This window comes from Pseudarthrobacter sp. AG30 (genome assembly GCF_003116525.1).
GTDB lineage: Bacteria > Actinomycetota > Actinomycetes > Actinomycetales > Micrococcaceae > Arthrobacter.
Genome location: NZ_QEHL01000026.1, coordinates 64,673 through 88,526 on the forward strand (window position 1 = coordinate 64,673; position 23,854 = coordinate 88,526).

The window sequence follows — 23,854 nt, forward strand, 5'->3', positions numbered from 1 at the left end:
TTGCACACGGCCGGCCGAGAATTCGGGCGCGACGTGGGACTACTACGGCCATCGTAGTCCAAAACGCCGGTGGCATCACGGACCGGGAGCCAGCAGTGCCACGGTCTCCAGGTGGTGGGTGTGGGGGTACAAGTCGAAGGCACGGAGCCCGGCGAGTTCCCAGCCCGAGCGCCGAAAGTAACCGAGGTCACGGGCAAACGACGCCGGATCGCAGGACACATAGGCAACGGCACGGGGCTGCGAGGCAATGAGTTGCCCGACGACGGCTTTCCCAGCCCCCGCACGGGGCGGATCGAGGACAAGAGCGTCGAAATTCCGCGGTTTCTGGCGGAGCACGCGCTCCACGCGGCCCTGGACCACCTCCACCTGCGGAGCGGAATGGAGGTTCTTGCGTGCATCGCGGCTGGAGCCGGGTGCACCTTCGACCGACAGGACGGACCCGGTCTCCCCCACGGCATCGGCCAGCACGGCAGTGAACAATCCGGCCCCGGCGTACAGATCCGCCACCACCGCCCCGGGGTGCAGGAAGCCGCCGCCGCGCAGGAATTCCGTGACGGCGCCCACAAGTGTCCCGGGCGCGTCGCGGTGGATCTGCCAGAAGCCCGCGCCCGACACGCGGTAATCGTGGCCGGCCGCCGTTTCCTGCACCCACGTCCGTCCCCGGACCTGGGTCGCGTCGCCGCTGACCGGATCGAACGCCGCCACGGATACCTCCGCCGGCAGTCCGGCGGCAATGGCCCGCAGCCGCTTGTCCTTGGTTCCCGGCGCCGGAGCCAGGAGCACCAGTGGGCGGGAGCCGTTCGCCGGAGCCGCCACCTCAACGCGTTCGATGCCCTGCAGGTCCAGCTCCCACAGGCGGAGGGCGTTGACCGCTTCCGTGGCCAGCGGCATATCCCGCACCGGAACGATATGCCCGGAACGGTGCGCGTGCATCCCCAGCTTGCCGCCGGGGGTGACCGAAAAGCTCGCCCGCGTCCGCCACCCGAGGCCGGAGCCGTCGTCGTGCGCCTCCCCCACGGCTTCGACGCTGCCGGCCCACACGGACGGTGCAGGGTCAACGCCGGCGAGCCGGGTGAGCTGCTCGGCCAGGACGTCCGCTTTGAGTTGCCGCTGCCGGGCCAGCGTGATGTGCCCGAATTCGGCGCCGCCCACCGGCGGATGGCCGTGGCCCCAGGCCCGGGCTGAATCGGCGAGGTGCCAGAAGTGCTCCACCCGGTCCGGGGACGCTTCGAGGATCTCCACGGCGTCCGCCCGCCAGAACTTGGCGTGGTCGCCGGCATCGGTCAGCCGGACACGGACCTTTTCGCCGGGGATGGCGTGCCGGACAAAGACCACCCGGCCTTCGTGGCGGGCCACGCAGTGCCCGCCGTGGGCAACCGGCCCGACGTCGAGCACGGCCTCTTCGCCGGCGTGGCCGGCCTGGTCGGATGCCGACACTGCCGTGGGCGAGGTTCTTGCGGTCACTGGACGTCCTGCAGGTTCTTGGCTTCTTCGGATGATTTGAGCTGCCAGGGAACGCTGGCCACCATGACGCCGGGCTCGAAGTGCAGCCGGGTCTTGATCCGCAGCGCGGTCTGGTTGTGCACCAGCTGCTCCCACCATTTGCCCACGACGTATTCCGGAATGTAGACCACGATGAGGTCCCGCGGGGAGTCAAGGCGCATTTGCTTGACGTAGTCCATGATGGGCGTGACCGTCTCGCGGTACGGGCTGGCAAGGACCGTCAGCGGGACCGGGATTTCGAGCTTCTCCCAGTCGGTAATGGTGTGCGCGGTCTCTTCCGGGTCGATGTCCACGGTGATGGCGTCCAGCCGCGACGGCCTGGACGCGCGGGCGTAGGCAAGGGCACGCAGCACGGGCTTGCGGACGTGCGAGACCAGCAGCACGGCGTGGACCCGGGTGGGCAGCGCGCGCGGCGAGGAGTCCTCGTCCACGGCAAGTTCCTTGGCCACATTGTCGTAGTGCGCCCGGATGCTCCACATGATCAGGAAGAGGATGAACATGGCCAGCAGTGCGATCCAGGCGCCTTGCTGGAACTTGGTGATGAGGACGATGACCAGCACCAGGCCGGTCATGCCGAACCCGATGGTGTTGATGGTGCGGGATTTCAGCATCCGGCGCCGGACGGCCTTGTCCTTGACGAGTTTGAGTTCGCGGCCCCAGTGCCTGATCATGCCCAGCTGGCTGAGGGTGAAGGAGATGAAGACGCCCACGATGTAGAGCTGGATCAGCTTGGTGACGTCGGCGTCGAAGGAGATGATCAGCACCAGGGCGCCGGCGGCAAGGGCCAGCACGCCGTTGCTGAAGGCGAGCCTGTCGCCGCGGGTGCGCAGCTGCCGGGGCAGGTAGCCGTCCTGCGCCAGGATGGAGCCCAGCACTGGGAAGCCGTTGAAGGCGGTGTTTGAGGCGAACACCAGGATGACGCCGGTGGCTGCCACCACGATGTAGAACGGGATGGAACCGGGGCCGAAGATGGTCTGTGCGATCTGGCTGATGGCGGGGTTCTGGATGTAGCCCTCGGGCAGCGGCTTGCCGTCGAGCAGGAACTCCTTGGCCGGGTCCAGCACGATGTGGACCTTCGTGGCGTTCGCCAAGTAGATGATGCCTGCGAGCATCGCGGCACCGATGATGCCCAGGAGCAGCAGGGTGGTTGCCGCGTTCTTGCTTTTGGGGTGCCGGAAGTTGGGAACGCCGTTGCTGATCGCTTCGACACCCGTCAGTGCCGCGGCGCCGGAGGAGAAAGCCCGCAGGAGCAGGAAGGCACCGGCGAGGCCCACGAGGCCCTGGTCGAAGCCTTCGGTCGGGACGATGGTGAAGGCTGCAGACGGCGCCTGGCCAAGCTGCCCGGTGGCCGCCTGGAAGATGCCTACCGCGGTCATGCCCAGGATGGAGGCCATGAAGATGTACGTGGGGACCGCGAAGACGCTGCCCGCTTCCTTGATGCCGCGCAGGTTCACCAAGGCAAGGATGACGACGCCGATGGTGGCAATGATTGCCTGCTGGCCGTGCAGCGACGGTACAGCTGTGGTGAGGTACGCCGCGGCCGAGGACATGGACACGGCAACCGTCAGGACGTAGTCCACCAGCAGCGCGGAGGCAACAGTCAGGCCCGCGTACTTTCCCATGTTCACGTTGGCAATCTCATAGTCGCCTCCGCCGGAGGGATAGGCGTGGACGTTCTGCCGGTAGGAGGCAACGACGGTCAGCAGGACCACCATCACGGCCAGACCCACCAGCGGTGAAATCGCCACCGCACTGACGCCGGCCAAGGCAAGGGTCAGCAGGATCTCATCCGGGGCATAGGCAACGGACGACAACGCGTCCGACGCGAAGATCGGCAGTGCGATCTTTTTCGGCAGCAGGGTATGGGCAAGGCGGTCATTCCGGAAAGGCCTGCCCACCAGCACGCGTTTGACGGCGTTCAGTATTGTCAACACCCCACAAAGCTAGTCGGAATCGCGGACGATGTCATGACGGAGCCGGGCCGGGCCGAACCGCGGACGTGCCGGTAGAGTTCTAGCTGCACGATCGTGACGTACATACAGAGGAGATACGGTGGCGCATTTCGTGATCATGGGATGTGGCCGGGTGGGGGCAACGCTGGCGCACACGCTGGAGGATGCCGGCCATTCCGTGGCCATCATCGACCAGGACGACCGAGCGTTCCGCCGGCTCCGCCAGGGGTTCACGGGCCGGAAGGTCACGGGGGTGGGATTCGACCGGGACACCCTGAAGCAGGCCGGCGTCGGTGAAGCCTATGCCTTCGCGGCGGTGTCCAGCGGCGACAATTCGAACATCCTGGCCACCCGCGTGGCCCGCGAGACGTTCCATGTCCCGCACGTGGTTGCCAGGATCTACGATCCGGGACGTGCCGAGATTTACCAGCGCCTGGGCATTCCCACCGTGGCAGCCGTCCGCTGGAGCGCGGACCAGGTATTGCGTCGGATCCTGCCGGAGCAGCACCTCGCCGGCGATTTCCGCGAACCCTCCGGGCGCCTGGTCCTGGCTGAGCTGGACCTGGACGGTGGCTGGATCGGGCACCGGATCAGCAGCATCGAGAAGGCAGCCGGTGTCCGCGTGGCCTATCTCACGCGGTTCGGCGAAGGCCTGCTGCCGGACGCGGGCACCGCGTACCAGGACGGCGATACCGTGCACGCCATGCTGCAGGTGGACCGCAGCGCCCTGATCGCCCAGATCCTCGCCAAAGCCCCTGCCAAGGAGTATCAGTGAAAGTAGTCATCGTCGGCGCCGGCAGCGTCGGATCATCCATTGCCCGGGAGTTGCTGGCGCACAAGCATGAGATCCTCCTGATCGACCTGAAGCCGGAAGTGATCGGGCGCAGCGGCCTGCGCGGTGCCCATTGGCTGGTGGGTGATGCATGTGAGCTCTCGACGCTCCAGGGCGCCAAGGTGGAAGATGCCGACGTCGTGGTTTCCGCTACGGGTGATGACAAGGTCAACCTGGTGGTGTCGCTGCTGGCGAAGACGGAGTTCGGCGTGGGCCGTACCGTTGGCCGGGTCAACAACCCCAAGAACGACTGGATGTTCAACGACTCCTGGGGCGTGGACGTCGCGGTCAACACCCCGCAGCTGATGACTGCCCTGGTGGAGGAAGCCGTTGAGATCGGCGACCTTGTCCGGCTTCTGACGCTCCAGACCGGCGTTGCATCGCTGGTGGAGTTCACAGTGCCGCACGACTCGCACGTTATCGGCATGACCGTTGGGGACATCCACTGGCCGGAAGACGCCACCCTGGTGGCAATCCTCCGCGACCAGGCCCCCATCACCCCGAGCCGGGACGATGTCATTGACGGCGGCGACGAACTCTTCTTCGTCACCACGATCGCCGCCGAGGACAGGTTGCGTGAGCTTCTCTCCTCGGCTCCCGGCAGCATCGACGCCGGCACCCCGCCGCAGCCCGCCGTCGGCGTCCAGCATGCCGCAAGCGAATACGGTCCGGTGCCGGACGACGACGGCTTCGACGGCTAGGTGCCCCGGGCCCTGGGTCCTCAGGCGGCTGGGGGCATCAGGTGTCCTGGCCGGCGCCTGCCCGGTCTTCGGCTTCGGCCGGAGCCGGGCGGGTGACGAGCCACGCCACCCACACTCCAAGAATGTACAGGGGCGCGCCCATGATCAGGCGCGTCGTGGCGAGGGCGGCCAGGCCGTCTGAGCCCATCAGGTACAGGGGAACCTGCACGATGAGCCGGAGCGCCAAGACCGCAACGATGATCCAGGTGCCCAGCCGGTAGGCCTTGACCCGGTCCGGGTCTTTGCGCCATTCCACTCCCTCGTTGCGGATGAAACCGAAGAGGAGCCCGGCGACCGGCCATTTAACGATGATTGAAACCACCATCGCCAGGATGTAGGCGGCGTTGGTGAAGAAGCCGGGCAGGTAGAAATCCTCAGCCTTCCCGGTGGTGTTGGCCAGCCATGCCGAAATGCCGACGCCCACCACGCCCGCCAAGGCCTGGGTCAGGGGGCGCCGTTGTGCCAGCCTGGCGATGGTGAACGCAGCTGCCGATGCCAAGGCAGCAACCAGGGAGAGTGTGAGCTCCCGTGTCACGGTGAACGCCACGAGGAAAACCAACCCGGGAACAATGCTTTCCGCAATGCCCTGGACTCCCCCGGCGCTTCGCAGGACGTCCACCCTGCCGTCGTGGGTGCGGTGGAGCCCCGCCTTGGCCGCGTACTCCGCGGCCAGCCCGGCTACCGGCGACGGCGCGGCTGCCGGTGACGGGTCCGTACCCTGCCGCCGGCCCGGGGCGGCGTTTTCGGAGGACTGTTCGGGCTGCTGCTCGGTCATTCGTGCTCCTGGCGGGACATGATCTCGTAACGGGGATTAAAGATGGTGGGCATGTCCTTGCCGCGGGCAAGCATTCCTTCGACCCGGATCTCGGCGCCCGCTTCGATGCCCGGCACCCGTCGTCGGCCCAGCCACACGATGCGAAGCCGTGCGGGCTTGTTCCGTCCGGGGCCGAGGCCCGGCCGTCCGGTTCCGGTCTCGGAGACGATGGCAATGAACTCTGCCGTCCGGTCCGCGGGTACGAAAGTCACAGATTCGATGTGCCCCTGGCACAGCACGCGTCCCTTGTCCGGGAGTTGGGCCAATGGGGTCAGCCCACCGGACGCCTGGGCGGGTCCGCCATGTGCGGCCTCAGCCGATTTGGGTGATTTCGGGACCACGTTCTGGTTCCTCCAATGTGGGACCGGCGGGCGGAGGAGTAGCGGAGGCATCCTTGGGCAGCCGCAGCTGCAGGAGATCCCGCGGCGGCATGGGGCTGTCGCCCCGGACCACCACCACCTTCCGGAACAGGGTCTCCAACGGTTCGGCGGCGGGTCGCTCCAAGGCTGCGGGTCCACCCAGGACGCCGCGCAGGAACCAGCGCGGACCATCGACGCCGATGAAACGGGCCACGCGGTAGCCCTGGCTGCCGTCCGGAAGCCCGGCTGGGAGTTTGGCAACCAGCTCCGTGCCAAACGCGCCCTCCACCTCCTCGACCTGGCCGCCCTGGGCGCCGACCGACTGGCCGATCTGTTCGCGGATTTCGTCCCACAGCGTTTCTGTCTTGGGGGCGGCGAACGCCTGCAGTTGAAGGCTGGATCCGTTCAGGTCAAGGGTTACGGCCACCACCCGCTGCGTCGCCTCTTCAACCTCGAGGCGGAGCTGGAGTCCCTCGCTGGGCGTGATCAGCAGGGCACCGAGGTCCACGAAGCCGTCCCGGCTGCCTACCTCGGATTCGTCGAAGGGGCCATCCTGGCTGCGCGTTGAAGCGGCGGTTGGGCCTTCTTCGGATTCCGCTGCCGTCAGCTCTTCGGCCGGTTGCGCCGGCTCTTCCTTCTTGGCTTTCCTGCCGAGCCCAAAGACCATGGGTGACTCCTTCGTTCCTAGAATGTGCCAGTTCTCAAAATCTGCCGGCCGGGACCAGGTCCCGCCGTCGTTCGCGCTGGCGTGGCAGCGGTTGTGGGTGGAGGTGTCAGGCTCCGGGAACGTTGAACCCGCCGGTGGAGCCGAAGCCTCCCGCGCCGCGCACGGAACCGCTCAATTCGCTGACAGGAATGAAGTGCGCGTGTTCCACCCGCTGGATAACCATCTGGGCAATTCTATCGCCGCGGCGCAGCTCGATCGGCTGGGACGAGTCGGTGTTCAGCAGGGTAACCGATATCTCTCCGCGGTAGCCGGCATCCACGGTGCCGGGTGCGTTTACGATTGTCAGCCCGTGCTTGGTGGCGAGTCCGGAGCGCGGGTGGATCAGGGCGACGAACCCGTAGGGCAGGGCAATGGCCACACCCGTGGGGACCAGTTTGCGCTCCCCCGGCAGCAGGACCACGTCTTCGCGCGCGCGAAGGTCCGCTCCGGCGTCGCCCGGGTGTGCGTAGGAAGGAGCTTCCAGGTCCGGATCCAGCATCTTCAACTGGACCTGCACGGTAGGTGCGGCCGGGGATGCCGTGTCCGGGACGAGGTCTGCTGCGGTGGGATGTTCAGTCACAGTCACTCACTCTAACCCGCGCCCCCGCACCAGTCCCAGATGGCAGGATCCGGAGCCGCGGCACCCAAGATGAAATAGCGGACCAAAGGTGGAAAGCTTGGCATATGCCCGAATCAAGCACGCCAGCGTCCGTTCCCAGCACCCCCTCGGCCGGGACACCTGTCACGTACCAGGAGAAGCTCTGGCCCAACGCCTGGATTTGGGTCATTGCCGTGGGCGTCTCCGCGGCCGGCATCCTGGTCTTCGCACCCATCAGCATGGCGGCCGGGTATACCGCGGCGGTGGTGCTCCTTGCCATCATCAGCGTGCTCCTGGTCCTGTCCACGCCCACCATCACCGTTACCAGCGACGCACTGACGGTCGGACGGGCCAGCATCGACCGCAAATTCGTCGGCAGCGTTGAGCCGTTCACCTCCGGGGAGGCCACGGCAGAGCGGGGCACGAGGCTCAACGGGCTCGCCTACCTCTGCATCAGGGGCTGGATCGACCCCGTCGTGAAGATCGAGATCACCGACCCGGCCGACCGCACTCCGTACTGGCTCGCCTCCACCCGGCATCCTGACAAGCTGACCGCCGCCCTGACCCGGGGCTGAGCAAACAAGTATCCGCGGCAGCCTCCCCCGCCTGCGGGTTCTCCTCCTCCGCGCAGGGCGGTCCCTGACTCTTCGAGCCGGAATCAGGCGGAAAATCACGGCGCGCCCTGCCCCTTGAGCCAATTCCGCGCCACCGGGTGGCAGAGTTTCGATTGATAGTAATGCCAGGGTGGAGGATTTGTATGCAGGATCTACGGCTTGTAGGCGTGCACGACGACGGGACGCATCTCCTGTTGAGCGGGGCCGGCGGCGAGATGTTCCAGCTGCCGATCGATGAGGCCCTCAGGACGGCCAGCCGGTCAGCGGCCAAACCGCGGGCGGAGCGGCCGGCCGTTCCGATGTCCCCGAGGGATATCCAGGCCCGGATCCGCGCCGGTGCCACCGCTGCCGACGTGGCCGAGTTGTCCGGCATGCCGCTGGCCAAGGTGGAGCGTTACGAAGGTCCGGTCCTCGCCGAGCGCGAATACGTTGCGCAGCAGGCGCGGAAAGTCGAAGTAGCGGCGCCCTCTCCCGGCCACGACATCTACCGGTCCGCGTTCGGCGATTCCCCGGCCACCCTGGACGACATGGTTTCCCACCGGTTGTCCGCACACGGCATTGATCCCGCGACGGTGGAATGGGATTCGTGGCGGCGCCAGGACGGCACCTGGACGGTATCCGCGAGTTTTGAGGCCAAACCGGGCGGGACCTCCGGCATTGGCGAGGAGCCTCCGGCCCTGTGGACGTTCAGTCCGGCACGCAAGTCGCTGCAGAACACCAACCGGTGGGCACAGCAATTGAGTGAGCTTGAGCCGCTGGACGGACCTGTTCCGGCCCGCCGCCTCACCGCTGTATCGGACCGCCCCTTCGACTTTGAAACCGACGCGGATTCGTCCAAGGCGTCCGGCAGCCAGGGCGCCCCGGCCCAGGAGTCAGGCAAGGAGTCCGACGGCCTCCTGGATATGCTGCGGTCGCGGCGTGGCCAGCGGATAGGCGTCGACGAAGATTCTGATGACGCCTTGGCGCTGCTGCTGACCCATGGGGTACCGGCGGCCCATCCCCGCCCGTCCGAGGTGGTTCCCGAACCAGAGTCAAACGAACCGGAGCCCCAGGACGACCAGCGTGACGGACCGGCAGCCCAAGGTGATTCGTTTATCCGCCGCAGGGATGCCAGGCCGTCCATGCTGTCCAGGCTCAGCCTTATCCCGCCGCACCGCGACATCCAGGACGATGCTTTGCGGCTTCACGACGGCGTCAGCACGGACACGAGGGAAATCACGATTGCCGCGTCCCCGCAGAAACCTTCGGGCGGCAGCCAAGGTGCAGCACCAGGCGCCGGGCTGGATGAGTTGCTTGGCGGGAACGCCCGCCGCACCACGGCGAAGCCGGACGACGCTCCCCCCGCCACCGGCCAACTTCCGGAGGCCGAGGCGCCGGAACGGTCGGCTAAGCCAAAGCGATCCAGCGTCCCCTCCTGGGATGAGATCGTTTTTGGAACCCGAAGCGACTAGGAGCTTTTCTCGCAGCCCCTGATGGACTTGGGCACGTGCTAGGATCCCCAGCACGCGGCCGCGTGTAAAGCGCAATTACCAGGAGGTTCTCGGTGCCGGACACAACCTGCCATATGTCCATTTCGCTGGACGGCTTTGTCGCCGGACCGGACCAGAGCCGCGAAAACCCGCTGGGTAAACGCGGGCTCGAGCTGCATGGCTGGCATATCGGCGACCCCCGGGCCACCGAAACCAACCAGGTCGCCGCCAATTGGCTCATGCGGCCTCGCGGCGCCTATGTGATGGGCCGGAACATGTTCGGTCCCATCCGCGGTGAGTGGAGTGGTGAATGGAACGGCTGGTGGGGCCCGGAACCGCCTTATCACGCACCCGTTTTCGTCCTCACCCACTATGAGCATGACCCGATCCAGATGGAGGGCGGGACCACGTTCCACTTCGTCACCGAGGGATTCGACGCCGCCTATGCTGCCGCGTCCCAAGCCGCCGGAGACAAGGGCGTGGACATCGCAGGTGGAGCCTCGACCGTCCGCCAAGCACTGGCTGCCGGCGTCGTGGACGAATTGACGCTCGACATCGCCCCGGTGCTTCTCGGTTCGGGCGAACGTATCTTCGACGGCATTGAGTCTTTCGACTTCGAACCCGCCGAGGTGCTCCACTCGCCGTTGGCAACCCACATCCGCTACCGGCGCAGGCAGTAGATCCGCCTGGTGGCGTTGGCTCCGCCTGTCCCAGCGAGAGCGTTCACGCGTGGGTGTGCAGGTATCCCTCCCGGCCATCCCCTGGGCCACTTTGTGGGTTCCCAGTCCTGGTGTTCGCTGTGGTACTGGCGGCCGGCCGGTGAGGTCCAGCCCGGTGGTTCGGTCTTGCTGGCCGGGGTGGGTTTCCAACCGGTGGTGTGCCGGAGCCGGTGGTGTTTCGGGCAGGGCTGTCCCAGGTTGCTGACTCCGGTGGTCCCACCGTTGGCCCAGGCCAGGATGTGATCGGCCTCCGTGTCCAGTGAGCTGTTGCTGCAGCCGGGGAACGGGCACTTACCATCCCGGAGCCGGAGCCAGTTCCGCATCGCCTTGCCCACCCGGTAACTCTTCCGGCCGATCTCCAACGGTGCCCCGCCCCTCGGATCCACGAGCACCCGGTAAAACGAGCCCGCCCCCTCAGCGACCAACCGGCGCGCCATCGAAGCCGGGATCGGCCCATACCCACCCAGCACCGCCGCCTCATCCGTCAACCCCAGCAGCGCGAACACCGGCACGGTCACCAACACCTGCGCCCGGATGGGCGAACGCGGCAGGTCGGCTCCGTCAACAGCCCCGCTGGCAGTACAGTCGGCGGCCGCGCTGCCGCCACCCACCACACTCGCCGCGAAAGTGTCGGCGCGAAGTTGGGCGAGGGTGCGGGTCTCCCCGGGTCCCTGCAGGCCACGCGAGATGGCGGTGAGCCGGTTCCAGCCCGCTGCCGCCTGGTCCGCGGGCAGATACGCACCCAGCCAAGCCATCCCGTCCCGGTCCGGCCGGAACTCCACCCGCCGGTCCACCACGGACCCGGCATGCCATGTCTCGATCGACTCCGCATGATGACGCTCCCGCCACGACCGGGCCTTCGCGCGGAACCGGTGCGCCGGCAACTCCCCCACCGGACACCCCCGAGCCGTGTCCTGGGCGTCCGTGTCCAGGAAGTGCGCCTCCAGCTCCACGGCACCCGCCGTATCCATGGCCGCGGCCTCTGCCGCCATCACCACAGCGTGGCCCCACGACAGGGTCCCCGCCTGCAACCCCGCCAGCGTCAACGGCAACGAGGCAACGACGGCGTGCGCCGTGGCCAGGAACGATCCCGCCGCCCGCGGACCCAGCGCCAGCACACAGCCGATCTCGGCCGCGACCGCCAACTCCTGCGCCACCACCGGCACCCCCGGCCCTCCAACACCGGAGGCGCTCTCCTCATACGCCACCGCAGCCCGCGCTATCAACCCCGCGATCCCAGCTTCAACTTCGCGGACCCCGGCGAGAATGTCCAGGCACCCATCCGCCAACCCAGCCAACGGATCAGCCACCGAAAACGGCTCCGCACCACACCCATCCACCTCAGCAACCAACACGGCAAGGGCAGCACGCATCTCCACAAAAGCCCGAACCACCGCCGATTTCCCCATACCCCCATCATCACAAGGGGGTACGACATTCAGTGCTGGTCAGATCGGCCGGACAGGCACCGGCATGCGGCAAAACACGGCGGGGAACAGGGCAGGAGAATTAGCTAACGACAACGCGCACAAAGCGTGCCCGGGTGTGACCGGTGTTCGCGTAGGCGTAGATCTGCGAACTGGGAAAGGCAAGGTGCTCGCCAGGACGGAGCTCGGTGGCACCGCTTTCCAGTTCTACGCGGAGTGCTCCCTCAGAGACGAGGAGCATCTCGGACCACCCCACCGGATCAGGCTCCGCGTCGTATCGCTCGCCTGGTTCCAGGGTCCAGGCCCACAATTGCGCTTCCCTGCTGGCGGGCACGGAAGCCAGCAACACCGCCAGGCTGCCTTTCCGCTCTCCGCGCCACGCAACTTCGCGGATGTCAGCACGTGGTGCTGCCGGGGCGGCCACGAGATCGACGAATGTGACGCCCAGAGCATCGGCAAGGTGGTCCAGTCCGGTCAGGCTGATGTTGGCCTCGCCAGCTTCGAGTTTGACCACCGTACGGCGGCTGACGCCGGCGCGATCAGCCAAGGCGACCTGGCTGAGCCCGGCCGCCGTCCGAAACCGGCGCACGTTCTCACTTACGTTGGTTAGGACTCCGGGTGTTTCCTCAGCTTGCATGTGCACTATTCTGCACCATAGGATGGAGCATTATGTTGCACATTGACCCCCGGGCGCTGTTCTCCCGGCAGGAGGTTGCCCTTGTCTTGATAACGGCGGTATGGGGTGGCACCTTCCTCGCCGTCCACATCGCCGTGCAGTACAGCGGGCCCTGGTTCTTTGTGGGCATGCGATTCCTGACTGCCGGTTTCATCAGCGCGGTCGTTTTTGCGCGCGTCCTGCGCGGCATCAGGCCGCTGGATATCGTGGCCGGCTCAGCCATCGGCGTGATGATTTTCCTCGGGTACGGGCTCCAGACCGTTGGTCTTCAGACGATCAGCAGCAGCACGTCAGCGTTCATTACCGCCCTCTACGTGCCGCTGGTTCCGGTCCTGCAGTGGATCGTGTTCAGGAAACCGCCGCGGTTCCTCACCTGGATCGGTGCCGGGTTGGCCTTCGCGGGCCTCGTGCTGCTCGCCGGCCCAGGAAGCGCTGGATTGGCCTTCGGCCCCGGGGAAATCGAGACCCTGGTGAGCACCGTTCCGATCGCCGCGGAGATCATCCTTATCGGTTGGTTTGCCGGCAAGGTGGACCTCGGCCGGGTCACCGTCCTGCAGTTGCTCGTTGCGGGGGCGCTGGGCTTCCTGGCCATGCCGCTGGCCGGGGAGACGGTGCCGGCCTTCTCGTGGGTTGGCGTGGGAGCGGCTGTTGCCCTCGGGGCCGCAAGCTGCGTCATCCAGCTCACGATGAACTGGGCGCAGAAATCGGTATCCCCGACCAAGGCAACGATCATCTACGCAGCCGAGCCCGTGTGGGCTGCGGTAATCGGGCGGGCAGCGGGTGAGCGGCTGCCACCGGCAGCGCTCGTTGGCGCCGGCTGCATCGTGGTGGGGGCGCTGGTCAGCGAACTCAGGCTGCGCAGTCGCAGGCGGGCCCGGGCGGCCACCCTGCCACTCGCGGGAATCGAGGGCACTGCCGGCCTGGTGCACCAGCACGGCAACGGGACTGATTGACAGCTCCTAACCCCACGGTGTCAGGCCTCGCTGTGCGGGCTGCCCTCCCCGCGGGGCTCCCCTGGTCCACCTGAACCGCGCCAGAGGCAGGCGTCCACTTCGAACGGCAGCAATTCGTCCTGCTGGGCCATCAGTTTGGCGCCGTGCGCCGTCACCCTGCGCATGAAATGCCGGCGGCACAGCGTCTCGTAACCCACCACGGGGACGTGTTCGGCAGCCTGCGCGGTGGCGGCGTCGGCCACCATGTCCACGTCGCCGACCACCACCTGCGCACCCTCGGTGACCATGACGCCGTCGACCGTTCTGGCGTTGTGCGTGGCCCGGCGGCCGCACCAGCACAGCGCCTCCACTTGGAGCACCTGCACCCGGTCAGCCAGCTCAATAAGGCGTTGGGACCCGGGGAACAAACGGGTGCGGAAGTCGGCAGTGATGCCGAATGCGAAGACGTCGACGTCGATCTCGTCCACCACCTTGGCCAGTTGCTCCACCTGCACGGGGGTGTAGAACTGGGCTTCATCGCAGATAAGGTAATCCACCCGCCTGCCCTGGGTGCGCCGGACCATGACTTCCTCCCAGAAGTCCGTGCTGTCCAGCACCTCCACGGCGTCCGTCTCCAGGCCCAGCCGGCTGGAGATGCGGGATTCGCCGGCGCGGTCGTTGCGGCTGAACCGCACACCGCCGCGGCCGCGTGCCCGGTGGTTGTAGTCCATCTGCAGGGCCAGCGTGGATTTTCCGCAGTCCATGGTGCCGGAAAAGAAAATGAGTTCAGCCACGCCGGCGGCTCCTTCCGTCGGCTGCAAAACAGAGCAGCGGGACCTCACGCTCGGCTTTGGTCAGGGAGCCGTGCTGGCCTACCACTTCCATGGCGGTGGGCCGCATGCGCCGCCCGTCATAGAGGGCGACGGCGTCCCGCGCCGCGATCATGACGTCACCGATCCTGCCCTCCACGGCAGGCCGGACGTCACCAAAAAGTCCCCCGGCGATTGCTTCTTCCCGGGTGAAGGCCCATACCCGGTCGCCAAACCTTGATTTCCAGGCAGCCACCAGCCGTTCCCGGCCGGCAGAGCGGTCCAGGTGCGTCTCTTCGAGGTACAGGTGGACCATCCGGGGTTCGCCGGCAGTATGACGGACGCCGTCAACCAGCGCAGAGTCGGCGGAGAAGTCGATCCGCTGGGACTCGGGAATGTCGAGCATGCCGTGGTCTGCGGTGAGCAGGATCGTGGTCCCGGCGGGCAGTGAGGAATTGAGCCGCTTGACCGTGGCGTCGAGCTCCTCCAACTGGTGTTCCCACTGTTCCGACCGGCAGCCGTAGCGGTGGCCGGCTTTATCCAGCTCATTCACGTAGAAGTACATCAGGGATGGACCGGCGCCCGCCATGGCGTCGGCGGCAGCGCCGGTGCGGGCATGGGCGGTGGTTCCGGAGATGAACCTGCCGCCGCGCAGGGCGGCCCGGGTCATGGGCGAACCGTTGAACTGGGCGAGGCTGACGGTGCTGACATCCGCCTGCCCGGCCACCCGCTCAAAGACCGTGGGGAACGGCTGCCAGGTGGCCGGATCGACGCCGGGGTCCCAGTTGCCCAGGAGGTTGACTACCTTGTCCTGCCCTGGGTCCAGGACGTCGTACCCCACCATGCCGTGCTGGCCGGCGGGGAGCCCGGTCCCGAAGCTGGCCAACGCTGCGGCCGTGGTGGAAGGAAACGCCGAGTCCAGCCATACAGGGACGTCGCCCTGGCCTGCCTGGACCACCGAACGCAGGAAGGGGGTGTGGGCGGCTTTCTGCTTCAGCAGGTTCCTGCCCAGGCCGTCGGCGAGGACCACGCAGACACGGCTGGCGGCGGGGAGGCCCAAGGTGTTGTCGAAGCCTTCCATCCCCAGGCTCGCCGCAGCACTGGTCAGGACTTCGGCGACGGAACGGTGCCCGTAGGCAGGAGCGGGCGGAAGATCGGGGGTGTATCCGGAAGCGGGAGTTTGTTCGGCTTGGTGGCTGGCTTCCGGCATCTCAGCGCTGCTGGTGCCCGCGGCTGAGCCGGTTTCCGAACACCCCGGACCGCGGACGGGGAGCCATGGACTGCACGTGGGGCACGGGCGCTGCCGATGCGGTGTTGACGGCGCGCAGGGCCCGGGCAAAAAGCTTGGCGTCCTGCACGGCCTGCAGCCCGTCGGCCTCGGCGCTGATGCGGAGCACGATGTCTTCCTGCGCGATGGTGCCCGTGTAGCCGTGGTCCGCTTCGCACTGCGGGTCCCCGCAGCTGGCGGGACCCATGTCCAGGCGTTGCCCGCCGGACCACGCAATCGACAGGGTCAATTCGCGGACGGGATCCGAGGGCTTGTAGTTCTGCGGCTGGGCGTACATGTAGCTCAGGACCACGGAGCGGATCTGGGCCACGGGAACTGATTCGGTGGAGATCTGCGCGACGATCTGCTCCCCCGCCTCGTCCAGCTGCTGGTCGTCCACGTGGGTGATGACCAGCATGTCCGCGGTGAGCACCAGCACCGTGATGTGGCGCCGCACCTCCGCCCGGTCAAAATGGGTTTCCAGGTGCACCAGGTGCGCTACGCAGTCCCGACCATCCAGGGCGTCGTCAACGACGTCGGAGACCAGTCGCGGGTAGAAGCCGGCCTTCTGCAGCGCGTCTTCGAGGCTCTGGCCCTGGAGTCCGTGGTGGTGTGAGCTGTGCTGGCGGAGTGCCTGGTTTTCATTGCCGGGCGTTTCGGGCGCCGACGCGGGAGGCTGGAAGCTCATGCCCCCATTTTCACAGATCGGCCGGTCACTTGCTAACCGCCTCAGCCCAGCATTGCCCTGCGGGCACTGTCTGTCCGCTGCGCCGCGTTGCCAATCCGCACGTCAGCGGCGAGGATCGTGGCCGCGGACGTGCCGCACAGGACGGGGTTGAATTCCACGAGCGCGATCTCCGGGTGGTTGTCCTTCATCCAGGCCAGCCTGGCGGCCAGGTCCTCAAGGGCCGGCACACCAACGGCCGGCAGCCCTTGGTACCCGAACAGTTTCCTTGATGCCCTGGGGGCACGGATGAAGTCGTGGACGTCGGCGGCGGACAGCGGCGGAACCCGGTGCGCCCAGTCGTCGAGCAGGTTGACGGCGTCACCGGCGAGGCCGAACGAGATCACCGGGCCAAGCAACGGGTCTTCGATGGCCCGGAAAGTGCAGGCCTGGCCCACCGGTGCCATGGACTGGACCTCAAGGGCCGGGTCACCGTAGGCCGCGAGCGCCCGCCGCATCTGCGCCACGTTCTGGCGCAGCGACTCGGCGTCCTCGATGCCGAGGCGTACCCCGCCCAGGTCCAGCCGGTGCCGGAGGGCCGGGTCCGTGGTCTTCAGTACGACGGGCCAGCCGAGGGCTTCCGCGGCCTGCACGGCCTCATCCGGTGTGTTGAAGGCTGTCGACGGCAGGACGGTGATGCCGTAGTGCCCCAAGAGGGACGCCGCTGCTGCCGGTTCCAGTTGCTTGAGCTGTTCACCGGTGACGTCCCGCAGCAGCTCGTCGAGTTCGGCCTCGGCCTTGCGGGGATCGCAGCCGGCCGGTTCCACGAAGTGTCCTTGGTCGCGGGCAGCCCACTCCGCATACCGCACCACGGCAGCAAGGGCAGCAACGGCGGCGCCGGGGTTGGAGAAGCAGGGAACAGTGGACCCGTCGGCGCCCACCAGGCCCTCCACGTTGATGGCGGGGTCCAGGATGCCGGTGAAGGCAGCCACCACCGGTTTCCCCGCCGCGGCCGCACACTCCGCCAGGACCCGGGCCACGGCGTCTACGGTCAAGCCCCTTGCGGGCAGCAGGGCTGCGACGGCGGCGTGCACGGTATCCGAGGCCAGGGCGTCAAGGAGTGCCTTCCGCAGCGCTGGCAGCGCCACCGATTGGCCCGTGTCCAGGTCGAGGCCGGAGACCACCTGGGCAACGCCCAGCCCGTGCGCCACTGCGCTGTCCGCCACCACGTTGCCGAGGGCCTGGGAGTTGCTGAAGATGGCGACGTCGGGCCCGGCCGGAAGCACCTGGCCCGACACCACCTGGGCAACGTCCACGAGCTCTTCCACGGTTTCCACGCGGATCACGCCCGACTGGCGCAGCATGGCGTCCAGGGCACCGGCCGGTGCCTGCGTGGTCCGAACGGCGTGCCCGGGCGGCAGCCGCAATCCCATGGTGTCCGACTTGGCAACGATCACCGGCTTGGTGCGGGCCAGGCGCCGGGCGATCCTGGAGAACTTGCGCGGGTTCCCAATGGACTCCAGGTACAGGCCCACGGCGGTGGTATCGCCGTCGTCCTCCCAGTACTGCATCATGTCGTTGCCCGAAACGTCTGCCCGGTTGCCGGCCGAGAGCAGGCTGGAGAGCCCCAGGCGGCGCCGGCTGGACGCCGCGTACAGCGAGACGCCGATCGCCGCTGACTGGCTGAACAGGCCCAGCCCGCCACGCAGCGGCATGGTGGGAGCCATCGACGCATTCAGCGACACGTCCGGGTGCGTGTTGGCGATGCCCAGCGACGCCGGGCCGATCACGCGCATCCCGTTGGCCCTGGCCTGGCGCACCATGGCGCGCTGCCGCAGGAGGCCGCGTTCGCCGTCGTCCGCGAAGCCTGCCGTGGCCATCACCACGCCCTTGACCCCGGCGGCTGCGCAGTCTTCCATGACGCCGGCCACCTCCTCGTAAGGAACGGCGACGATGGCCAGCTGGACGGGTTCGGGAACTTCGGAGAGCCTTCCGTAGGACATCATTCCCGCCAGTTCCAGCGCCTCCGGGTTGATCGCGTATACGGACCCGTGGAAGCCGCCCTCGATGATGTGCTCCAGCAACTGGTACCCCACGGTGCCCCACTTGCGGCTGGCACCGATGACGGCAACGGACGACGGCGCCAGCAGGCCCCGGACGCTCCTCGCCTCAGCGCGGTGTTCGCGGGATTCCATGACGGCACGCGATTTCTCGGTAGGCTCCACGTTGAACTCAAGGCTGACGACGCCGTCATCGAAATGCCGCTTGACGTCGTAACCGGCGTCGGAGAACACCATCAGCATCTTGCGGTTTTCCGGCAGCACCTCGGCGGTGAACTTGCGGATCCCGTTTTCGTGCGCGGCGGCGGCCAGGTGCTCCAGCAGGATGGAGCCGATGCCCCTGCCCTGGTGGGCGTCGGCGATGTTGAAGGCCACTTCTGCCTCGGTGGGGTCGGCGAGGCGGTCGTAGCGGCCGATACCGATGATCTCGCCGTGGATGGTGATGACGAACGCCACCCGGTCCTTGTAGTCGACCTCAGTGAAGCGCTTGAGTTCCTTGGCGGACAGCCTGGCCTTGAACGCAAAGAAGCGCATGTAGATTGAATTCTGCGACTGCCGGGTATGGAAGGCCTGGACAGCGTCGGCATCCGACGGGTGGATGGGCCGCAGGTGCGCCGTTCCGCCGTCACGCAGGACGACATCGGCCTCCCAATGTTCCGGATATTCGCCGTCCCCGGGCTGATCCACCATAGGCTTAGCCTAGCCAAGAACTCCCGCAGCATGCCCGAAAAGCTGCAAGCACCCCCAGAAGGATCCACCAAACCCCATGGCCCGCCGCCAAAGTTCAAAACCCATCGTGGAAGACACCTACACGGAGAACATCGTCGATATCGATGTCACGTCCGAAATGCAGGGCTCCTTCCTGGAGTACGCGTACTCGGTGATCTACTCCAGGGCACTCCCGGACGCCCGCGACGGGCTCAAGCCGGTGCAGCGCCGCATTCTGTACATGATGAGCGACATGGGCCTGCGCCCGGACCGCGGCCACGTCAAAAGTGCCCGCGTGGTGGGCGAGGTGATGGGCAAGCTGCACCCGCACGGGGACGCAGCCATCTATGACGCCATGGTGCGCATGGCCCAGGACTTCTCCTTGCGGCTGCCGCTGATTGACGGGCACGGCAACTTCGGCTCGCTCGACGACGGCCCGGCCGCGCCGCGGTACACCGAGGCACGGATGGCGGCGGCGGCCCTCACACTCACCAACCACCTCGATGAAGACGTGGTGGACTTCGTCCCGAACTACGACAACCAGTTGACGCAGCCGGACGTCCTGCCGGCAGCCTTCCCCAACCTGCTGGTGAACGGGGCCACCGGCATCGCCGTCGGCATGGCCACCAACATGGCCCCGCACAACCTGGTGGAAGTGATCGCGGCCGCCCGGCACCTGATCGCCCACCCGGACGCCACGCTGGAGGACCTCATGCGGTTCGTGCCGGGCCCTGACCTGCCAAGCGGCGGCAGGATCGTGGGCCTGGACGGCATCCGGGACGCGTACGCCACCGGCCGCGGCTCCTTCAAGACCCGGGCCAAGGTGGAGATCGAGCAGCTCACGGCACGCCGCACCGGCCTGGTGGTCACCGAACTGCCGTACATGGTGGGCCCGGAAAAGGTCATCGAGAAGATCAAGGACGCGGTCAACGCCAAGAAGCTGACCGGCATCAGCGACATCGTGGACCTCACGGACCGCAAACATGGGCTGCGGCTGGTCATCGAACTGAAGAACGGCTTCAACCCCAACGCCGTCCTGCAGCAGCTGTACCGCTACACGCCGATGGAGGACTCCTTCGGCATCAACAACGTCACCCTGGTGGACGGCCAGCCGCAAACCCTGGGCCTGGTGGACCTCCTCTCGGTCTACGTCAACCACCGCATCAACGTGGTGCGCCGCCGCACCGTCTTCCGGCTGGGCAAGAAGAAGGACCGCCTGCACTTGGTGGAGGGCCTGCTTATCGCCATTGTGGACATCGATGAAGTCATCCAGATCATCAGGTCCTCGGACGAGGCCGCCGCCGCCCGCGAACGGCTGATGTCCATCTATGACCTCACCGAGGTCCAGGCCAACTACATCCTGGAACTGCGCCTGCGCCAGCTGACCAAATACTCCCGGATCGAGCTTGAAAAGGAGCAGGACGAGCTCCGCCGCGAGATCGCGGAACTGCAGGCCATCCTGGACTCCCAGGAACTGCTCCGCACGGTGGTTTCCGACGAACTCGGCGCGATCGCCGAGGAACACGGCACCCCGCGCCGGACCGTGCTGCTGGAATCCGAGGCCGTGTCCCCCACCGTCGCCGCCGAGCTCGCAGCGGCCCCCGGGAAGGGCAAGGCAGCCCCGCTGGCGCTGGAAATCGCCGACGACCCCTGCTGGGCGATCCTCACCGCGTCAGGGCAGGTGGCGCGGACCAGCAACCAGGAGCCCCTCGCCGAAGCAGGGCCCCGGAACAAGCACGACGTGTACGCATCGGTGGTCAAGACGTCGGCACGCGGCGAGATCGCGGCCGTCACCTCGCTGGGCCGCATGCTCCGGCTGCAGGTCATGGACATGCCCGTCCTGCCGCCGGTATCCGGGCTGCCCAACCTGGCCGGCGGCGTGCCGGCCAAGGAATTCCTCACCCTGGTCAAGGGTGAGTCCCTGGTGGCATTCGTCCGGTTGGATGAGGTCCTGGCCATCGGCACCGCCCAAGGCGTGGTGAAGCGCGTGCAGCCGGACTACCCGCTGAACCGCGAAGACTGGGAAGTCATCACCCTCAAGGACAAGGATTTCGTGGTGGGTGTGGCTCCCGCCGGCACGGATGACGCCGAGCTGGTCTTCGTGACCAGGCAGGCACAACTGCTGAAGTTCCCCGCCGCCGTCGTCCGCCCCCAGGGGCGCACCGCAGGTGGCATGGCCGGCATCAAACTGGCTGCGGGTGACCAGGTGATCTTCTTCGGCGCGGTCCAGCCGAACGATGCCGCCGCCGTCGTGGTCACCATCGCGGGGACCAACGGCGCCCTTCCCGGCACTGCGCCCGGGACCGCCAAGGTCACCGCCTTCGATGAATATCCTGCCAAGGGACGCGCCACCGCGGGCGTCCGGGCACACCGGTTCCTGAAGGGCGAGGACACGCTCCTGCTGGGCTGGGCAGGACATGGGCCGGCCAAGGCGTCGTCCGCGGCCGGCGTGGCACGGTCACTACCGCAGGAGCATGGCCGGCGCGACGGCTCGGGTGTCCCCCTGTCCCAGGCTGTGGAGGTCGTGGGACCTGCCATGGCGTGGGAGCCGGAACCGGCCGCCGGAGACTAGCAGCCGCTGCCGGGGACCCACCCGGCGTTCAACCCGGGGGTTACCCGGCCACGTCACGGCGGCGGAAACCGGCGACGGCGAGCGCCACGAGCACGGCGATGGTGGCTGCCGACACCAGGACGCTGTCCCAGGCGGTGCCCTGCCGCAGCGGATCGTGGCCGATGTACTGGAAGAACGGTGACACCTGGTGGATCCGGTCGAAGGCATCCACCAGCGGGGCGAGCGCGTTGACGATGTAGGCGAGCACCGCCAGGACGGCGGGTATGCCGCGGCTGAGCCCGGTCCGTCCGGTGCCGGCCGACAGCGCCAGGGCAAGGCTGCCAAAGACAACACCCAGCAAGGCCAGGTGCAGCATGGCGGCGGCCACTTTGTCGGCCGGCAGGACCATATCCACCAGGCGGCCCTCCAGCACCAGCGAAACGCCCATGACGGCGGCCAGCAGGAAGGTGCCCAGGGCCATGGCCGCGAACTTGTCCACTACCACCTTGCCGCGGCCCACCGGGTTGGAGAGCAGCAGGTCCATGGTGTGCCGGTCCTCTTCCCCGCCGATGGCGCCCGCGCCGGCGCTGACGGCGTAGATCAAGACGGCGATGGGTCCCATGAAGGACATCAGCTCCACTTGGATGTATCCCGTGGGGGTGGACATATCCGCGCTGGAGGTGGCGAACAAGGAGCGAAACGCCTCGGGCATCTGGTCGATGAAGCCGCTGATGGACGGTTGGGACTGGACCGCCGGCCACACAGCAGCGTACATGGCGACGATCAGGGCCAGGGAGACGGCCCAGGCCAGCAGCGTCCTGCTTTGGTCGCGGAGCGTTTTCACCAGGACGTTAGCCAGCATGGCGCGGCCCTGTCCCCGCTGTGTCCAGGGTATCGGCGCCGCCCTGGTCCGAGCCGTAGTAGGTCAGGAAGGTTTCCTCCAGCGGAGCCTCGGAGCACTCAAAGTCCTCCACGTCCCGGGCGCTCACCAGCTTCAGGAGTGCATCCAGGGCCGACTGCGGGGCGTTGCAGCTGAGCGAGCGGCCATCCACCGTCAGGTCCCGTACGCCCGGGACACCCGCGAACCCTGCCGCGGACACCGTGGTGGTGAACCGGGCCCGCACCCGGTGCAGGGACCGCGCAGCGAGATCCTGCAGCCGCTCCACCGCCACGAGCTTCCCCGCCCGGACCACTCCGATCCTGTCCGCGACGCGTTCCACCTCCCCCAGGACGTGCGAGGAGAAGAGCGCGGACCCGCCGCCGGCCGTGTGCTCGCGGAGGATCGAGTGGAATACCTGCTGCACCAGGGGGTCGATCCCGCTGGTGGGCTCGTCCAGCACCAGCAGCCGTGGACTGGACATCACCGCGAGGACAACGGCAAGCTTCTGCCGGTTTCCGCGCGAGAGGGTGCGGGCCTGCCGGTTCAGGTCCAGGTCGAGCCGGTCCGCCAGCTCGGCGGCGCGCGGGGCATCGTCCCGGTTCCGCAGGTGGGCGCAGTACGCCACATGCTGGTGGCCGGTCAGGCGGTCGTAGAGCGCCGGCTCTCCCGGTACATAGCCCACCAGCCGGTGGACGTCCCGGGCCTGCCGCCAGGCGTCCAACCCCAGCACCGCCGCTGTGCCGGACGTGGGCCGCAGCATGCCCATCAGGAGCCGGATGGTGGTGGTCTTGCCCGCCCCGTTGGGGCCCAGGTACCCGAAGACCTCTCCCGGCCCGATGGTGAGGGTCACGTCGTCGAGCGCTGTGTTCCGGCCGAACCGCTTGGTCAGGCCGGACAGCTGCACCATGCTGTCCGCATCCACTGGTGCTCCCGCATCCCGGCGGCCATCCGCACTCATGCTGCAAGGCTAGGCAGGCGTCCCCTGGCGTCCCAGAGTCTTTCGGCCCGGACCCCCTAGACTGCTCTCATGCCTATCGTTCCTGATGAAAAGGACTGGACCTGGGTCCTGTCCCGCACCTGCCCGGAATGTTCCTTCGACGCTTCCACCGCGACCCCGGCAACCGTTCCCGGCATCATCGAAAGCATGCTGCCCCGGTGGCGGGCCGTCCTGCGCCGGCCGGATGCGGCCGAGCGCCCGGACGACCGGACGTGGTCCGCACTGGAGTATGCCTGCCATGTACGGGACGTCTTCAGCCTCTTCGACCACCGGCTCAACCTGATGCTCGCCGAGGACGGCGCCCGCTTCGAGAACTGGGACCAGGACCTGACCGCGGAGGAAAAGGACTACGCCAATTCCGATCCAGCCGAGGTGAGCGCCGAACTGGCCGCCGAAGGGCACCAGGCCGCGGATGCCTTCGCCGGTGTCCGCGAAGAAGACTGGGCACGGAAGGGCCTGCGCAGCAATGGATCCGAATTCACGGTCCTGACCCTGGCCCAATACTTCCTGCACGACGTCGTCCACCACCTGCACGACGTCGACGGCTAGCAGCGCGGGCAGCCGAGCTAGCAGCGGC

22 protein-coding genes are annotated in these 23,854 nt (G+C 67.4%); 8 read left to right on the forward strand and 14 right to left on the reverse strand.

Translation table 11 applies throughout. The features are described from left to right. Positions 1-75: 75 nt before the first annotated feature. Positions 76-1,464, reverse strand: a complete 1,389-nt coding sequence (locus DC347_RS18815; RefSeq protein WP_109864033.1) for a class I SAM-dependent RNA methyltransferase — start codon at positions 1,462-1,464, stop codon at positions 76-78. After that, the gene (locus DC347_RS18820) at positions 1,461-3,437 is read right to left on the reverse strand and encodes an APC family permease (RefSeq protein ID WP_043423783.1); all 1,977 of its coding nucleotides are present in this window, start codon (positions 3,435-3,437) and stop codon (positions 1,461-1,463) included. The genes DC347_RS18815 and DC347_RS18820 overlap by 4 nt, the downstream gene beginning before the upstream one ends. Before the next feature lie 118 nt (positions 3,438-3,555). Here DC347_RS18820 and DC347_RS18825 point away from each other — a divergent pair, with 118 nt between their 5' ends. Continuing rightward, positions 3,556-4,230: a TrkA family potassium uptake protein gene (locus DC347_RS18825; protein ID WP_018761109.1), complete on the forward strand. Its 675-nt coding sequence runs from the start codon at positions 3,556-3,558 to the stop codon at positions 4,228-4,230. Further along, positions 4,227-4,988 (forward strand): TrkA family potassium uptake protein, encoded by a 762-nt coding sequence (locus DC347_RS18830; protein WP_018761108.1) that lies wholly within the window; start codon positions 4,227-4,229, stop codon positions 4,986-4,988. The genes DC347_RS18825 and DC347_RS18830 overlap by 4 nt, the downstream gene beginning before the upstream one ends. Positions 4,989-5,025: 37 nt before the next feature. Here the strand turns inward: DC347_RS18830 and DC347_RS18835 are convergent, their stop codons facing one another. From DC347_RS18835 to dut, 4 genes are all read right to left on the reverse strand, one after another. After that, complete coding sequence (locus DC347_RS18835; RefSeq protein WP_109864034.1) at positions 5,026-5,802, reverse strand: DUF3159 domain-containing protein; 777 nt, start codon at positions 5,800-5,802, stop codon at positions 5,026-5,028. Further along, positions 5,799-6,107: an OB-fold nucleic acid binding domain-containing protein gene (locus tag DC347_RS18840; RefSeq protein WP_109864035.1), complete on the reverse strand. Its 309-nt coding sequence runs from the start codon at positions 6,105-6,107 to the stop codon at positions 5,799-5,801. The genes DC347_RS18835 and DC347_RS18840 overlap by 4 nt, the downstream gene beginning before the upstream one ends. A gap of 46 nt (positions 6,108-6,153) precedes the next feature. Continuing rightward, complete coding sequence (locus DC347_RS18845; protein ID WP_018761105.1) at positions 6,154-6,867, reverse strand: DUF3710 domain-containing protein; 714 nt, start codon at positions 6,865-6,867, stop codon at positions 6,154-6,156. A gap of 106 nt (positions 6,868-6,973) precedes the next feature. Then, positions 6,974-7,486 carry a dUTP diphosphatase gene (gene dut / locus DC347_RS18850; protein ID WP_018761104.1) on the reverse strand — a complete coding sequence of 171 codons (513 nt, stop codon included), beginning with the start codon at positions 7,484-7,486 and terminating at the stop codon, positions 6,974-6,976. A 104-nt stretch (positions 7,487-7,590) separates the two neighbouring features. On the opposite strand from dut, the gene DC347_RS18855 reads away from it, so the two are divergent. The 3 genes from DC347_RS18855 (at position 7,591) to DC347_RS18865 (ending at position 10,267) form a co-directional block, all read left to right on the forward strand. Then, complete coding sequence (locus DC347_RS18855) at positions 7,591-8,079, forward strand: DUF3093 domain-containing protein (protein ID WP_018761103.1); 489 nt, start codon at positions 7,591-7,593, stop codon at positions 8,077-8,079. 182 nt (positions 8,080-8,261) lie between these two features. Continuing rightward, positions 8,262-9,569 carry a septation protein SepH gene (gene sepH / locus DC347_RS18860; RefSeq protein WP_109864036.1) on the forward strand — a complete coding sequence of 436 codons (1,308 nt, stop codon included), beginning with the start codon at positions 8,262-8,264 and terminating at the stop codon, positions 9,567-9,569. A gap of 92 nt (positions 9,570-9,661) precedes the next feature. After that, the gene (locus DC347_RS18865; RefSeq protein ID WP_109864037.1) at positions 9,662-10,267 is read left to right on the forward strand and encodes a dihydrofolate reductase family protein; all 606 of its coding nucleotides are present in this window, start codon (positions 9,662-9,664) and stop codon (positions 10,265-10,267) included. Here the strand turns inward: DC347_RS18865 and DC347_RS18870 are convergent. Both DC347_RS18870 and DC347_RS18875 read right to left on the reverse strand, forming a co-directional pair. Further along, a complete protein-coding gene (locus tag DC347_RS18870; protein WP_109864038.1) occupies positions 10,249-11,715 on the reverse strand; it encodes an HNH endonuclease signature motif containing protein in 1,467 nt (488 codons plus the stop codon). The two genes, DC347_RS18865 and DC347_RS18870, sit on opposite strands and share 19 nt — an antisense overlap. A 100-nt stretch (positions 11,716-11,815) precedes the next feature. Continuing rightward, positions 11,816-12,370: a helix-turn-helix domain-containing protein gene (locus tag DC347_RS18875; protein ID WP_109864039.1), complete on the reverse strand. Its 555-nt coding sequence runs from the start codon at positions 12,368-12,370 to the stop codon at positions 11,816-11,818. A gap of 32 nt (positions 12,371-12,402) precedes the next feature. Here DC347_RS18875 and DC347_RS18880 point away from each other — a divergent pair, with 32 nt between their 5' ends. Then, on the forward strand, positions 12,403-13,362 hold the full coding sequence (locus DC347_RS18880; RefSeq protein ID WP_109864040.1) for a DMT family transporter: 960 nt from the start codon (positions 12,403-12,405) through the stop codon (positions 13,360-13,362). A 20-nt stretch (positions 13,363-13,382) separates the two neighbouring features. Here the strand turns inward: DC347_RS18880 and DC347_RS18885 are convergent, their stop codons facing one another. The 4 genes from DC347_RS18885 to DC347_RS18900 are packed head-to-tail and all read right to left on the reverse strand — an operon-like array spanning position 13,383 to position 18,831. Continuing rightward, positions 13,383-14,135, reverse strand: coding sequence for a thymidine kinase (locus DC347_RS18885; protein ID WP_109864041.1), 753 nt, complete (start codon positions 14,133-14,135; stop codon positions 13,383-13,385). Next, positions 14,128-15,360, reverse strand: a complete 1,233-nt coding sequence (locus DC347_RS18890) for an alkaline phosphatase family protein (protein WP_109864042.1) — start codon at positions 15,358-15,360, stop codon at positions 14,128-14,130. Before DC347_RS18890 ends, DC347_RS18885 begins: the two co-directional genes overlap by 8 nt. Position 15,361: 1 nt before the next feature. Next, positions 15,362-16,105, reverse strand: coding sequence for a DUF5998 family protein (locus DC347_RS18895; protein WP_018761098.1), 744 nt, complete (start codon positions 16,103-16,105; stop codon positions 15,362-15,364). 41 nt (positions 16,106-16,146) lie between these two features. Further along, a complete protein-coding gene (locus DC347_RS18900; protein WP_109864043.1) occupies positions 16,147-18,831 on the reverse strand; it encodes a bifunctional GNAT family N-acetyltransferase/acetate--CoA ligase family protein in 2,685 nt (894 codons plus the stop codon). A gap of 76 nt (positions 18,832-18,907) precedes the next feature. Here DC347_RS18900 and DC347_RS18905 point away from each other — a divergent pair, with 76 nt between their 5' ends. Continuing rightward, on the forward strand, positions 18,908-21,421 hold the full coding sequence (locus DC347_RS18905; protein WP_109864044.1) for a DNA topoisomerase (ATP-hydrolyzing) subunit A: 2,514 nt from the start codon (positions 18,908-18,910) through the stop codon (positions 21,419-21,421). Positions 21,422-21,461: 40 nt separating this feature from the next. Here the strand turns inward: DC347_RS18905 and DC347_RS18910 are convergent, their stop codons facing one another. Further along, complete coding sequence (locus DC347_RS18910; protein ID WP_109864045.1) at positions 21,462-22,262, reverse strand: ABC transporter permease subunit; 801 nt, start codon at positions 22,260-22,262, stop codon at positions 21,462-21,464. Beyond that, positions 22,252-23,238 (reverse strand): ABC transporter ATP-binding protein, encoded by a 987-nt coding sequence (locus DC347_RS18915; protein ID WP_109864046.1) that lies wholly within the window; start codon positions 23,236-23,238, stop codon positions 22,252-22,254. The genes DC347_RS18910 and DC347_RS18915 overlap by 11 nt, the downstream gene beginning before the upstream one ends. Positions 23,239-23,307: 69 nt before the next feature. Between DC347_RS18915 and DC347_RS18920 the strand changes: the two genes are divergently transcribed. Next, positions 23,308-23,826 (forward strand): DinB family protein, encoded by a 519-nt coding sequence (locus DC347_RS18920; protein WP_018761093.1) that lies wholly within the window; start codon positions 23,308-23,310, stop codon positions 23,824-23,826. The last annotated feature ends 28 nt before the right edge of the window (positions 23,827-23,854 follow it).